Origin of the sequence: Flavitalea plasmicola (assembly GCF_030546645.1) — a bacterium.
Taxonomy (GTDB): Bacteria; Bacteroidota; Bacteroidia; order Chitinophagales; family Chitinophagaceae; genus Puia.
Genome location: NZ_JAUOTO010000002.1, coordinates 800607 through 814749, shown reverse-complemented (window position 1 = coordinate 814749; position 14143 = coordinate 800607). Strand labels below are relative to the sequence as shown.

The window sequence follows — 14143 nt, the reverse complement described above, 5'->3', positions numbered from 1 at the left end:
ACTTTTCACTACCATTACATTATATTACATTTCTATGAAAGTAGCTGTAATCGGGGCCACAGGCTTTGTAGGCAAGGCCATCCTCCATGAATTATTGGATCGGGATCATATGGTGATTGGTATCGCACGTCATCCGGAAAAACTGGGTTTCCGGCACCCGGGTCTTTCGATGAAGGCAGGGGATGTAATGGACGAGAACTTTATAGCAGCCCTGGTAAAAGGGCAGGATGCCGTGATCAGCGCCTATAACCCGGGATGGTCCGATCCCAACATCTACCAAGATTATCTTGCAGGCGCACAGGCTATCCAGGCAGGCGTGAAAAAGTCCGGGGTAAAAAGGTTCATCGTCTCCGGCGGCGGCGGCAGCCTGGAGATCGCGCCCGGCCGGCAGCTGGTGGACCAGCCGGATTTTCCCGCAGCATTCAAAGATGCCGCATCCGCAGTAAGGGATTACCTCAACATATTGAAAAAAGAGCAGGAGCTGGAATGGACTTTCTTTAGTCCCGCCATCCTCATGAATGCCGGCACTTCAGGCAAACGCAGGGGCGTCTATCGTACAGGTCTCGATCAGCCTGTGTTTGACAAGGATGGCAAAAGCATCATCTCCGTGGAAGATCAGGCCGTGGCCATCGTCGATGAACTGGAAAATCCCCGGCATATCCGGCAACGATTTACCGCAGCGTATTAGCATCTGCTTTTCTGGCTGGATTCACGGATCTGCAGCTCTGTATCGAGGATGCGCTTTTCAAAGTGTGTGACAGGCCGCCGGCTTTCGATCAGCGATAACAGCATTTCGGTGGCCAGCTTTCCCATCTCCAGGGCAGGTTGTACCACCGAGGTAAGGGACGGATTGAAGATCTCCGCCGAGATGGAATTGGTATAACCCACCAGCGCTATTTCGCAGGGAATCGGTATTCGCATGGCCTGGAGCAGGCTCAGCGTGGTGGTGCTCAATCTGTCGGATGCCGTAAAGATGGCATCGGGCCTTTCCGGCAGCTGCAGCAGCTCCGTCAGTGCCTGTTGCGTCTCTTCGCGGATCATACCCCCATGCGGGCAAAATTTTATCAGCCGGTCATCAGCCGTCACACCGGCGTCTGCTAAAGCCTGCTTATATCCTTCCAGGCGCTCGCGGGTGATGGAAAGGCTGCCCGAGCTGGTGACATGCGCAATACGCCTGCAGCCCTGCTGCAACAGATGCTTTGTCGCTTCATATGCTCCTTTATAGTTGTTGGCGACGATCCGGTGCGTGCGTATCTCATCGGTAATCCTGTCAAAGAACACGATCGGCAACCCTTTCTCATGCAGTTTTACCAGATGGTCCATATGCTGTGTTTCAGCTGACAGCGAAATGATCAGCCCGTCCACGCTTCGCGAGGAAAGGTGGTCGCTGTTGGAAACCTCTTTTTCATAGCTTTCCTGGCTCTGGGTGATGATGACATTGTAACCCCTGTTCTGCGCGATGGATTCGATGCCATTGATCACCTGGGAGAAGAAATTATTGTCGATATTACATACGATCACCCCAATGGACCTGCTTTGCCCTCTTTTAAGACTTTGTGCGATGGGGTTGGGCTTGTAATTATGCTCACGGGCATACCTGAGCACCGCCTGCTTCGTCTCCTCGCTGATCTCATGGCTGCCTCTGAGCGCCTTGGAAACAGTGGAGATAGACAAACCAAGTGCTTTTGCGATATCCTTAATAGTTAAAGCTTCGAATTTCATTCTTCTTTGCCCGCAATCGTTTTCGTAAAAAAAAACTTCTCTTTATCCCTATCTTATTCAATAACAATGTAGACTTGCCCCCGATTCATCCCCCTGGCGGGGATAAAGTTAGCATTTATGAGCGATCTCTTTGATTTAAAAGGAAAAATAGCCCTGGTCACCGGATGTAATAAAGGTATCGGACGCGCCATGGCTCTGGGGCTGGCTGAAGCAGGAGCGGACATCATCGGCGTCTCCGGCTCCCTGGAGCTCCGGGGCAGCGCCATCGAAAAAGAAATTCAGGCCCTGGGACGGACATTCCGGGCTTACCAGGCCGACCTCACTGACCGTACATCTTTATATGCATTTATCGGGAAGGTGAAACAGGAACACCAGCAGATAGACATACTGGTGAACAACGCCGGTATGATCCTTCGTCAGCCGGCAGCCAGCCATTCGGACGAATATTGGGACAAAGTCCTGTCTATAAATCTCGATGCCGCCTTTATCCTTGCGCGTGAGTTTGGCCGCGATATGCTTGCACGTCGCAGCGGAAAGGTCATCTTCACCTGCAGCCTCCTGACATTCCAGGGTGGCATCAATGTCCCCGGCTATGCAGCCAGCAAAGGCGCATTGGGCAGCCTGGTAAAGGCACTGGCCAATGAATGGGCTTCACAGGGCGTCAATGTCAATGGCATCGCACCGGGCTATATCAGCACCGACAATACAGAAGCGCTGCGCAATGATCCTGTGCGCAGCAAATCCATACTGGACAGGATACCTGCAGGTCGTTGGGGTAACCCGGAGGATTTTAAAGGACCCGCAGTTTTTTTAGCTTCGTCAGCGGCAGACTATGTACATGGCACCATACTCACGGTGGATGGTGGGTGGATGGGCCGATAAAATTATTATATATGCAAATCAGGTTTGAGCACAGCCCAAAGGAAGTCAGCGCCATGAATACGGAAGAATTGCGCGGCGCATTCCTCACGGACAATCTTATGAAAGATGACACGATACAGCTGTTGTATACGCATTACGACCGGGTGATCATGGGAGGCGCGAAGCCCGTTGGAAAAAAACTTGCCCTGGGCGCTCATCCGGAGCTGAAGGCGGAATATTTTCTTCAGCGGCGTGAGCTGGGGATCATCAATGTGGGAGGCAAAGGCAAAGTATGGGCTGACGGACAGTCCCGGGAGCTGAACAAGCTGGATGCCTATTACCTGGGCAAAGGCGTGAAGGAAGTAAGCTTTGAAAGCGCCGATACGCAGGACCCGGCCTTGTTCTATCTCTTATCTGCGCCCGCGCATGCATCTCACCCCATACAGTACCTGCCGAAGGAAAAAGCATTGCCCACCGACATGGGTTCGCCGGAGTCATCCAATGCCCGGACCATCTACAAATACATTCATGCGGAAGGCATCCAAAGTTGCCAGCTCGTCATGGGACTTACCATCCTGAAGACCGGCAGCGTATGGAACACCATGCCTGCCCATACGCATACCCGTCGCATGGAAGCATATTTCTACTTCGATGTGCCGGCCAATCAACGTGTTTTCCATTTTATGGGAATGCCCGCTGAGACACGTCATTTGGTGATCGCCAATCACCAGGGCGCTGTCTCTCCTCCCTGGTCCATTCATTCCGGCTGCGGAACCGCCAACTACTCATTCATCTGGGGAATGGCGGGCGAAAACTATACTTATACCGATATGGACCTGGTGGACATTGCAGACCTGCGATAAATGATTATCTTGGACCAAACTTGAATGCTAATTAACAGTTTCACATGCCTACATCTTCTATCGGCAGGTTTCGCTGGACGGTTGTTGCCTTGCTTTTTTTCGCTACCAGTATCAACTACATCGACAGGCAGGTCATTGGTCTTGTAAAACCCGCGCTCACGAAAGAGTTTGGATGGGACGAGACCACTTTCGGAACGATCAATGGGATCTTTCAGTTCTTCTATGCTTTCGGTCTGCTGGCTTTTGGCCGCATCGTCGACAGGGTAGGGACCAAAGTGGGCTATACGATCTCGATCATTATATGGAGCCTTTTCGCGATGGCCCATGCCCTGGCAAAGTCCACCTTCGGTTTTACCGTCGCCCGGTCGGGCCTGGGAGTAGGAGAGGCCGGCAACTTCCCCTCCGCTATTAAGTCGGTGGCGGAATGGTTCCCTAAGAAAGAAAGGGCCTTTGCCACGGGGATCTTTAATTCAGGCGCTAACATCGGGGCCGTTGTCGCACCCATCCTGGTGCCGATACTGGCGGCATACGGCTGGCGCGTGGCTTTTCTTATCACGGGCTCGCTGGGCTTTATATGGCTGATCTTCTGGCTATGGAAATACGAGATACCATCCCGCAAAAAAGGTCTTTCCAGGGAGGAATACGAACATATCCACAGCGATGTGGAAGACCAGGCAGTGGCCGGTGCAAAACCCGTCTCCTGGGGCAAGCTGCTCAAAGTACGGCAAACATGGGCCTTTGTATTCGGGAAATTCCTCACCGACCCTATCTGGTGGTTCTTCCTTTTCTGGCTGCCGGGCTATTTCAGCGACACTTTCAACCTGAATCTTTCGAAGCCGGGATGGCCGTTGGTGATCGTATACTCATGTACGACAGTGGGAAGCATCGGCGGCGGTTACCTTTCCGGCTACCTGATCAAAAAAGGATATCCTGTCTATAAAGCCCGGAAAAGGGCCATGCTGTTCTTTGCCATCTGTGTACTACCCGTCATCACGGCCCGTTATTTCAATGACATGTGGGTCATCGTCGCACTGATCAGCCTGGCGGCGGCAGCGCACCAGGCCTGGAGCGCCAACATCTTTACTACGGCTTCCGACATGTTTCCCAAAAGAGCCGTCAGCTCAGTGACAGGTATTGGCGGGATGGCCGGCTCCGTAGGAGGCATCATCTTCCAGCCGCTGGTGGGCAAGATACTGGATTACTTCTCTCATGCCGGCAATAAAACACTGGGGTATAATATCATTTTTCTCATCTGCGGATTGGCTTACCTGGTCGCCTGGGTGGTGATGCATTTCTTCGCGCCAAAGATGACAAGGGTGCAGCTGGATTGATCCGATGTATGTTACTCCGGGAAGTTCATCTGATCCGGGGAGGCTGCGAAGAGGCCCGTATGGCAATGTCTTTTATCGTGATAGCTTCAAACTTCATGGATGAATTAAAATAAAGGTTATTTTCGGTGAATCAACAAATTGTCTAGCATGCTGCCATATCCCGTTCGTATTGCGCTGATCGCCGCTCTGGGTGGCTTTTTATTTGGATTCGAGACGGTGGTTATCTCGGGCGCGGAGAAAACACTTGAACATATCTGGTCATTGAGCTCTTTTGCACAGGGATTTACCGTGGCGTCCAGTCTGCTCGGCACCATCTTTGGTTCCCTGGTGGCGGCTGCCCCGGCAAAAAAATATGGACGGAAAAAGGTCCTGCAGGTCATCGCTGTCTTTTTCGTCATCGCGGCGATAGGCTGCGCCTCTGTCTCGGCATGGGCTTTGTTCATTTTTTTTCGCATCATCGGTGGCATAGCAGTAGGGGCTTCGTCGGTGGTAGCGCCCATGTATATCTCCGAGATCTCCCCGGCAAAGCTTCGGGGACGCCTGGCCGGTTCTTTCCAGGTGAATATTGTATTGGGGATCATGATAGCTTTTCTTACCAATTTCCTTTTGAAAGACCTGGGAGATAGCGCATGGCGTTGGATGTTTGGTGTTATGCTCGTGCCGGCCGTTCTTTTCTGGATATTGCTGCGCTCGATCCCCGAGAGCCCGCGCTGGCTGGTGATCAATGGATTTGCCGATAGCGCTATGCCGGTCATGAAGAGATTAGGTGAGCCTGACCCGCAGGGTGCGATCGTTGCGATCCAAAAGTCCTTGCATGAACAGGTTGACGGAACCACCGGGCAGCATAAGGAGCCGTTGTTTCAGCAGCGATACAGCAAGCCTATTCTTTATGCAGTCCTGCTGGCGATGTTCAACCAGCTGTCCGGCATCAATGCCATTCTTTATTATGCTCCCCGCATCTTTGAAATGGCGGGCTTTGATAAGAACGATTCCTTCAGGCAATCCGTCTATGTGGGTGCGGCTAACTTGTTTTTTACTTTACTGGCCATGACGGTGATAGATAAATTCGGAAGAAAAAAATTGTTGTTGATCGGCTCGATCGGGATGACCATATTCCTGGGGTTGACTGCTTATGCATTTAACCAGGGGGCAGGTGGAAGCATGGTGCTGCTCTACCTCATCGGGTTTATCGCATTTTTCGCTTTCTCACAGGGTGCGGTGATCTGGGTATTCATCTCGGAGATATTCCCCAACTCCGTGCGCAGCCAGGGCGGTTCGCTGGGCAGCTCCACCCACTGGATCATGGCAGCTATTATTTCCTGGACCTTTCCTGTGATCGTGGAAGGCAGCAAGGATGGAGGGTATCATTCGTTTGTATTTTACAGCATTATGATGTTCATACAGCTGATCTTTGTCTGGCGCGTATTGCCGGAGACTAAAGGAAAGACATTGGAGGAAATTCAGAAACAGCTGGGTATTGCATAAGATTTATCATCTTTTAAATTATAATTCTATGAGATCATTATTGACCATCCTGTTGTTTTGCACATTGCAGGCCAGCCTGACGGCCCAGAATAATACGCCCGTCGAGCTGGGTAAGGAGGAGAAAGAAGTATCGGTCGCAGTGGAAGCATTGCGTAAAGCAATGATCGACCCGGACAAAGCCACCCTGGACAAATTGACGATGCCGCAGCTGAGCTATGGCCATTCCAGCGGGGTCGTCCAAAACCAGGCGGAGTTTGAAGAAGCGTTGACCAGCGGTAAATCCGATTTTGTCACCATCGATATCACGGAGCAAAGCATCAGGGTCATCGATAAGACAGCCATGGTACGGTATATCATGTCGGGCACTACCAATGATGGAGGGAAACCCGGTCAGATGAAATTGTCCATCCTGCTGGTGTGGCTGAAGCAGAAAGGAGAGTGGCGGTTGCTGGCGAGGCAGGCAGTGAAAGTGGCGCCGGCTCCTTAGTCATATTTTGCTCTATAGCAGCTTTACCAATTCTCCCGGATCAGGCATAATACCTTTCATTTCTTTGGGTACTTCTTTCGATGTCCTGTAGGTGGCGACGCCCATCGCTTTGTCAATGGTCTTTACCGCAAACTCGACCACTGTATTATTTTTCTCTTTACAGAGGATGATCCCGATGGAAGGATTTTCTTCCGTGAGCTTTACCTTTTCATCCAGAACATTCAGGTAAAAGTTCAGTTGACCGGCATACTCGGGCTTGAACTTTCCTCTTTTCAACTCGAAGGCCACCAGGCAGTGCAGATGGCGGTTGAAGAACAGCAAGTCTATGAAAAATTCTTCCCCGGCCAGTTCCAGGCGGTATTGGTTGCCGATGAAGGAGAAGCCCTGGCCCATTTTCATGATAAAATGTTTAATATCACTAACTACTTTCTCTTCCAATACACGTTCATCTTCTATCTCTCCCGGCGTCATAAAATCTATCAGGTATTCATCCTGGAAGACCATTAATGCAGAGGACTTTAATTTCTCAGGAAGCGTTTTGTCGAAATTGTTCGGTAGCTTTCCTTGCTGGAAGAAAAGATTTGAGTCAATGTAATGTTCCAGTATGCTTACAGACCAGCATTGCGAGGCAGCCTGGGAGATATAGAACATTTTTTCTTCAAGGCTTTTACATTTATTCAACACAACGATATGGTGACTGAAACTTATACTGAAAAAATGCACATTGTATTCAGCTGTCTCCATTTTAACGTTTCTGTTACGAATTTTTCGTATTTCTGCCGTCACCGACGGCAGAAATGGAACCACCGCATAGGTTTCAGCAAATTGCTTCATTTTCATGAGGTTACGATAAGAGAACCCTCGTAATCCTGGTAGCTGCTTCTGAAGATCATCCGCTATCTGCTCCACTATTTTCACCCCCCATCTCTCCGCCGCAATCTTCTCCGACAATACCTTCCCGGTCTTAAAATACAGTAGCAACTGCTCCTTGTTAGCCAGTCTCGCAGCCGCATACCGGCTCTGTATAATGCTTTGTTTGAGATCGACGATCATCCGCATATATTCCTTATTCATAAGTCAGGTTTTAAGGCAATAAAATTACTAATATTATTAGCAAATAAATTCGGAACTTTTTAATCCATAAACCCTGAAATCACATGACAGTGCATGACAGCTCCTAGCCGATTCCGCTTTACATTTACAAAATCTATATTGCAACCATATTGAAAAATAAATTCACACATGCAAGTACTCTTCGGCATCATTTTTCATTTCATCGGAGGCTTCGCTTCCGGCAGCTTTTACATTCCGTACAAAAAGGTGAAAGGCTGGTCCTGGGAAAGCTATTGGATCGTCGGCGGACTGTTCTCCTGGCTGATCATCCCTCCACTGGCAGCCTGGCTCACCGTACCACATTTTACAGAGATCATTTCAGCTACTTCCGCCGCTACATTGGGATGGACTTTTTTCTGGGGGATACTCTGGGGGATAGGAGGGCTGATGTATGGACTGGGGATGCGCTATCTCGGTATGTCCCTGGGTAATTCGGTGCTCCTCGGTTTCACTTCCGCATTCGGCGCCCTTGTTCCTTCCATCTATTACAACTTCGCAAAAACTCCCGGCAAAACTACTTTTACGGAATTGCTCACGACCTCATGGGGCCGGATCGTGCTGGCCGGCGTGGTGCTTTGCCTGTTGGGCATTTATATCTGCGGCCGTGCAGGCGTCCTCAAGGAAAAGGAGCTCCCCGAAGAAAAGAAGAAAGAAAGTATCAAGGAATTCAATTTGGTAAAAGGGCTGGTGGTATGTACCATCTCCGGTATCCTAAGCGCCTGTTTCAACTATGGCATCGAAGCGGGCGGTCCGATGTCCGAAATGGCCAATAGCTTCTGGCAGGCGGCTCATCCGGAGGCAACGACGAAATTCCTGTATCAAAATAATGTGACCTACATCGTGCTGTTGTGGGGTGGGCTCACCACCAACTTCATATGGTGCATGATCCTGAACGCGAAAAATAAGACCTTTGGGGATTATACGAATAAAAAAGCTCCCCTCAGGAACAATTACTTTTTTGCAGCGCTGGCCGGCACGATTTGGTTCCTGCAATTTTTCTTTTATGGCATGGGCGAGAGCAGGCTGGGCAATGGCGCCAGCTCCTGGATCCTCCACATGGCATTCATCATACTGGTGGCCAATATGTGGGGAATAGCCTTGAAGGAATGGAATGGCGTAAGCAAAAAAACGCGGACCACCATAACATGGGGGATCATTACTATTCTCCTGTCGGTGTTCCTGGTGGGATATGGCAATTCATTGAATAAATAACAAAGCGAATCAATATGTCTGTTACAACGAAGCAATTTAAGCATGTCAGCTATTTATGGGATGAAAAAGCAGCGGCAGCCCTTGCCGGGGATGAAGTGGCATTATTAATATACCGCAGCAACCTCCTGGGTGCGGACCTTCGTCTTACCAACTATGGTGGCGGTAATACTTCCTGTAAGACTAACGCCAAAGATCCCCTGACGGGAAAAGAAACAGAAGTGATGTGGGTGAAAGGGTCCGGCGGCGACCTGGGTACATTGAAGCGCAGCGGACTGGCCGCCTTGTACACTGAAAGACTCCTGAGCCTGAAGAATGTATACCGCGGCATCGAGTTCGAGGACGAAATGGTAGAGCTGTTCAATCATTGTATCTATGACCTGAGCTCCAAAGCGCCTTCCATCGATACGCCACTGCATGGTTTCTTACCCTTCAAACACATCGATCACCTGCATCCGGATGCGGCCATCGCCATCGCCGCGGCTAAGGATGGTAAAAAGATCACGCAGGACCTGTTCGGCGGCAAGATAGGCTGGGTCGAATGGCAGCGCCCGGGCTTCGACCTGGGATTAAAGCTGAAAAAATGCCTGGATGACAATCCCGGTATCCGCGGTATCATGCTGGGCTCCCATGGGTTGTTCACCTGGGGGGATACCGCTTACGAAAGTTATATCAATACGCTGGAGGTGATAGAGACCTGTGCGCAATACCTGGAAGATCACATCGGGAAAAAAGGGCCCGTTTTCGGCGGGGCAAGGTTGCAGGCTGCTTCAAAGCAGGAGCGTATCTCGAGGGCGGCGGCCCTGGCCCCTGTGCTGAGAGGCTTCTGCTCTTCCAAATCGAAGATGGTAGGTCATTTTACGGATGACGACCGGGTGCTGGAGTTCATCGATTCCAATGACCTGGCCAGGCTGGCTCCCATGGGCACCAGCTGTCCTGACCACTTTCTCCGTACCAAGATCAGTCCCCTTGTACTGGATATCAGCACGACCGAAGACCTGAAAGACGTAAAAAAACTAAAGGAAAAGCTGGCGCCCCAATTCGAAAGCTACCGGCAAATGTATGCGCACTATTATGATTCCTGCCGGCATCCCAATAGCCCGGCTATGCGCGATGCCAATCCCGTCGTCATATTGTACCCGGGTATAGGCATGTTTACGTTTTCGAAGGACAAGCAGACGGCCAGGGTGGCTGCCGAGTTCTATATCAACGCCATCAACGTGATGAAGGGCGCGGAAGCTGTGTCTTCCTACACTTCGCTGCCCCGGCAGGAAGCTTTTAACATCGAATACTGGCTGTTGGAAGAAGCAAAGCTGCAGCGGATGCCCAAGCCCAAGGCCCTGTCCGGAAGGATTGCCCTGGTCACCGGTAGTGCGGGCGGCATTGGAAAAGCCATTGCGAAAAAAATGGCGGATGAAGGCGCCTGCATCGTCATCAATGACAATGATGCTCAGCGGCTGGAGGCGGCTAAGCAGGAATTCCAGAAACAATATGGCCGGGATGTCTTCGTCGCGGAGCTGCTGGACGTGACGGACGCCGCAACGATCCATCATGCATACCAATCGGCGGCCCTGGCCTTCGGAGGCGTGGACATCATCGTGAATTGTGCGGGGCTGTCCATTTCCAAGCCCATCGAAGAACATACGGAGAAAGATTGGGACTTGCTGTATGACGTGCTGGTAAAAGGACAGTTCCTCGTGACGCAGGCAGGAGTAGAGATCATGCGTAAACAGGCCATCGGGGGCGATATTATCAACATCGTTAGTAAAAATGCGCTGGTGTCGGGCCCGAACAATGCAGGCTATGGGTCGGCCAAAGCTGCCCAGCTGCATCTCAGCCGCCTGAATGCCGCCGAGCTGGGCGCCGACAAGATCCGTGTCAACACGGTGAACCCGGATGCCGTCATTTCGGACAGTAAGATCTGGGCGGGCGCCTGGGCCGAAGGCCGCGCGAAAGCGTATGGCGTCAAGGTGGAAGAGCTCCCTGCTTATTATGCGAAAAGGACATTGCTAAATGAGATAATTTTACCGGAAGATATTGCCAACGCCTGTTTTGTGCTCACCGGGGGCCTGATGAACAAATCCACCGGGAATGTGCTCAATGTGGACGGAGGCGTAGCGATGGCCTTTGTAAGATAAAAATCATTGCCATGTCGCGGATAGCATTTAAAATGAAACTTTTTCCGGGATTTGAGGCCGAATACAGGCGCCGCCATGCTGCTGTATGGCCGGAGCTGGCAGCCTTGCTGAAGTCGGTGGGCGTAAAGGATTATTCGATCTTCCTGGACGAAGAGACCCTTCTGCTGTTCGCCTACCTTCAGATAGAGGATCCTGAAAAGCTCTACGAGACCAGGGCCCATGACATCATGTGGAAATGGTGGGACCATATGAAAGATATCATGGAAGTGCATCCCGATACCTCGCCCGTGACAAAACCCTTGCAGGAAGTATTTTATATGCCATAAAAAATTGTATCCATATGCAAATTGAAAAATATAAGATAGATAGCCATAACCAGTCCCTGCTTAAAGAGCATCGCCGGAGATTTGAATTCCTCGCGGCCGGCATCGGGGACCTCGAAAGTATCCTCCAAAAGCTGATCGATTTCCAGGTAGCCATACCTAGCTGGGCGCTGGGTACGGGCGGCACCCGCTTCGGACGTTTTTCCGGCGGAGGCGAGCCGCGTAGCCTGGAAGAAAAGATGGAAGACATTGGAACGTTACATGCGTTGAACCGCAGCAGCGGAGCGATCTCCCTGCATATCCCCTGGGATATTCCCAGGGATGCCGCCGCCATCAGGGCGCTGGCTGCCCAGCATGGTCTTCGTTTTGACGCGATGAATTCGAATACCTTCCAGGATCAGCCGGGACAAAAGCATAGCTATAAGTTCGGGTCTTTGCAGCACGTGCGCAAGGAAGTCCGGCAGCAGGCCATCGATCATAATATCGAAGTGATCCGGCACGGGGTGGAACTGGGGTCCAATTCCCTCACTGTCTGGTTGTCCGACGGCTCCTGCTTCCCGGGACAGCTGAATTTCCGCAAGGCCTTTCAAAATACTTTGGATGGTCTGCAGCAGATCTACGCGGCACTTCCTGCCGACTGGAAGATGTTCGTAGAGTATAAAGCTTTTGAACCTAATTTTTATTCCACCACCGTCGGCGATTGGGGACAGTCCCTCCTGTATGCCTCCAAACTGGGCCCTAAGGCATACACATTAGTGGATCTGGGACATCACCTGCCCAATGCCAACATAGAGCAGATCGTGGCATTGCTGCTGATGGAGGGGAAACTGGGCGGATTCCATTTCAATGACAGCAAATATGGCGATGACGACCTGACCGTAGGCAGCATCAAGCCTTACCAGCTTTTCCTCATCTTCAACGAGCTGGTGGAAGGGATGGATGCCCGCGGCATGGACCATACGAAGGACCTGGGCTGGATGATCGATGCTTCGCATAACGTAAAAGATCCGCTGGAAGACCTCTTGCAATCGGTGGAAGCCATTATGCTCACCTATGCGCAGGCCCTGATCGTGGACAGGAAGAAATTGTCGGAAGCACAGCAATCCAACGACACGGTGGCGGCGCAGGAAGCTTTGCAGAACAGTTTCCGCACCGATGTACGTGCCCTGGTCGCTGAAGCGCGTCTTCGGGCTGGCGGCGCATTGGATCCGCTGGCTTTGTACCGCAGTGAAAAAGTCCGTGAACATTTGATCAAAGAACGTGGCGCCAGGACGGTGGCTACGGGCCTATAAACAACGCGCTATGCCCGCCAGATCCGTAATTGCCCTGTTCGATGTAGGCAAGACCAATAAAAAGGTGTTTTTGCTGGACGAACAGTATAAGATCGTTTGGGAGCAGTCCCGGTCCCTGTCCGAAACTACAGACGAAGATGGCCAGGCCTGTGAGGACATCGCAGGTCTCACCGCCTGGGTCAAAGAAGCATATGCTACGGCGAAAGCCCAAAAAGACTTCGACATCCGCGCAGTGAATTTTTCCGCCTACGGCGCCAGCTTTGTACACGTCGGCAAAGACGGTAAGCCCGTGACCCCGCTCTACAACTATCTTAAGCCTTACCCGGAGAACTTACAGAAGAAGTTTTATGACAAGTACGGCGGGGAGATCACTTTCAGCATGCTGACGGCCTCTCCGGTGCTGGGCAGTTTGAACTCGGGCATGCAGTTATACAGGATAAAGGAGGAGCAGCCGGATATCTATGAGCAGATCCAATGCAGCCTGCACCTTCCTCAATACCTGAGCTTCTTGTTGACGGGACAACAATATTCGGATATCACCAGCATCGGATGCCACACGAACCTTTGGAATTTTTCACAGGACAATTATCATGAATGGGTACTCCGGGAGGGCATCATTGATAAACTGGCGCCGCTGCTGGGGTCAGACAGCGTGCTGCCCGTCCAGACTGACGGAAAACCTCTGCGGACCGGCATCGGCCTTCACGACAGCTCGGCAGCTATGATACCTTACCTGGAAAGCTTCCAGGAGCCCTTTGTGCTCATCTCCACCGGGACCTGGTGCATCAGCATGAACCCTTTCAATGATCATCCCCTCACCGTGGCCGAGCTGCAGAAGGATTGTTTGTGCTACATCAGCTACCAGCGACGTCCTGTAAAGGCCTCCAGGCTGTTTGCGGGGTATGAGCATGAGCAGCAGGTGAAAAAGCTGGCGGCCCGGTTCCATAAAGACCCGCAATATGCAGCAACAGTGGCCTATGACCCTTCTATCGTGTCAACTTTACACTTAAGTGACCCGGACGACCACGTCAGCTTTGAGCAGGCTTATCATCACCTGATCATGGATATCATGGCACAGCAGGCGGCCTCTACCCGGCTGGTGCTGGAAGGGACGGAAGTCAAAAGGATCTTTGTAGATGGCGGATTTGCCAGGAACCAGATTTATATGCATTTGCTGGCAGCCGCCTTCCCTCATATAGAAGTATTTGCCGCCAGCATACCACAGGCCACTGCCATCGGAGCCGCCCTGGCAATCCATCCTCATTGGAATACCTTATCGCTGCCGGGAGATATCATAGAATTGAAATTTTATAAGTAGT

At 51.3% G+C, this 14143-nt stretch carries 13 protein-coding genes; 11 read left to right on the top strand and 2 right to left on the bottom strand.

Features of this window, described 5'->3' with window-relative positions; genetic code table 11:
- Positions 1-34 precede the first annotated feature (34 nt).
- Positions 35-688: an NAD(P)-dependent oxidoreductase gene (locus Q4E93_RS08545; protein ID WP_303584272.1), complete on the top strand. Its 654-nt coding sequence runs from the start codon at positions 35-37 to the stop codon at positions 686-688.
- Here Q4E93_RS08545 and Q4E93_RS08540 read toward each other — a convergent pair.
- Complete coding sequence (locus Q4E93_RS08540) at positions 685-1722, bottom strand: LacI family DNA-binding transcriptional regulator (protein WP_303584270.1); 1038 nt, start codon at positions 1720-1722, stop codon at positions 685-687. The genes Q4E93_RS08545 and Q4E93_RS08540 overlap by 4 nt on opposite strands.
- 117 nt (positions 1723-1839) lie before the next feature.
- Between Q4E93_RS08540 and Q4E93_RS08535 the strand changes: the two genes are divergently transcribed.
- The 5 genes from Q4E93_RS08535 to Q4E93_RS08515 all read left to right on the top strand — a co-directional run bounded on the left by Q4E93_RS08535 (position 1840) and on the right by Q4E93_RS08515 (position 6749).
- Positions 1840-2604: an SDR family NAD(P)-dependent oxidoreductase gene (locus tag Q4E93_RS08535; protein WP_303584268.1), complete on the top strand. Its 765-nt coding sequence runs from the start codon at positions 1840-1842 to the stop codon at positions 2602-2604.
- Positions 2605-2615: 11 nt separating this feature from the next.
- Positions 2616-3446, top strand: a complete 831-nt coding sequence (gene kduI / locus Q4E93_RS08530) for a 5-dehydro-4-deoxy-D-glucuronate isomerase (protein ID WP_303584266.1) — start codon at positions 2616-2618, stop codon at positions 3444-3446.
- Positions 3447-3490: 44 nt separating this feature from the next.
- Positions 3491-4777 (top strand): MFS transporter, encoded by a 1287-nt coding sequence (locus tag Q4E93_RS08525; RefSeq protein WP_303584264.1) that lies wholly within the window; start codon positions 3491-3493, stop codon positions 4775-4777.
- A 147-nt stretch (positions 4778-4924) separates the two neighbouring features.
- Complete coding sequence (locus tag Q4E93_RS08520; RefSeq protein WP_303584263.1) at positions 4925-6262, top strand: sugar porter family MFS transporter; 1338 nt, start codon at positions 4925-4927, stop codon at positions 6260-6262.
- A gap of 28 nt (positions 6263-6290) precedes the next feature.
- Positions 6291-6749, top strand: coding sequence for a nuclear transport factor 2 family protein (locus tag Q4E93_RS08515; protein ID WP_303584261.1), 459 nt, complete (start codon positions 6291-6293; stop codon positions 6747-6749).
- A gap of 12 nt (positions 6750-6761) precedes the next feature.
- Here the strand turns inward: Q4E93_RS08515 and Q4E93_RS08510 are convergent, their stop codons facing one another.
- Positions 6762-7823, bottom strand: a complete 1062-nt coding sequence (locus Q4E93_RS08510) for a PDDEXK nuclease domain-containing protein (protein ID WP_303584259.1) — start codon at positions 7821-7823, stop codon at positions 6762-6764.
- A gap of 168 nt (positions 7824-7991) precedes the next feature.
- Between Q4E93_RS08510 and rhaT the strand changes: the two genes are divergently transcribed.
- The 5 genes from rhaT to Q4E93_RS08485 are packed head-to-tail and all read left to right on the top strand — an operon-like array spanning position 7992 to position 14142.
- A complete protein-coding gene (gene rhaT, locus Q4E93_RS08505; protein WP_303584258.1) occupies positions 7992-9074 on the top strand; it encodes an L-rhamnose/proton symporter RhaT in 1083 nt (360 codons plus the stop codon).
- Between the two features lie 14 nt (positions 9075-9088).
- Positions 9089-11209, top strand: coding sequence for a bifunctional aldolase/short-chain dehydrogenase (locus tag Q4E93_RS08500; protein ID WP_303584256.1), 2121 nt, complete (start codon positions 9089-9091; stop codon positions 11207-11209).
- An 11-nt stretch (positions 11210-11220) separates the two neighbouring features.
- Positions 11221-11535, top strand: coding sequence for an L-rhamnose mutarotase (gene rhaM, locus Q4E93_RS08495; RefSeq protein WP_303584254.1), 315 nt, complete (start codon positions 11221-11223; stop codon positions 11533-11535).
- Positions 11536-11549: 14 nt separating this feature from the next.
- Complete coding sequence (locus Q4E93_RS08490; RefSeq protein WP_303584252.1) at positions 11550-12824, top strand: sugar isomerase; 1275 nt, start codon at positions 11550-11552, stop codon at positions 12822-12824.
- A gap of 10 nt (positions 12825-12834) precedes the next feature.
- Positions 12835-14142 carry an FGGY-family carbohydrate kinase gene (locus tag Q4E93_RS08485; RefSeq protein WP_303584250.1) on the top strand — a complete coding sequence of 436 codons (1308 nt, stop codon included), beginning with the start codon at positions 12835-12837 and terminating at the stop codon, positions 14140-14142.
- Position 14143 lies beyond the last annotated feature (1 nt).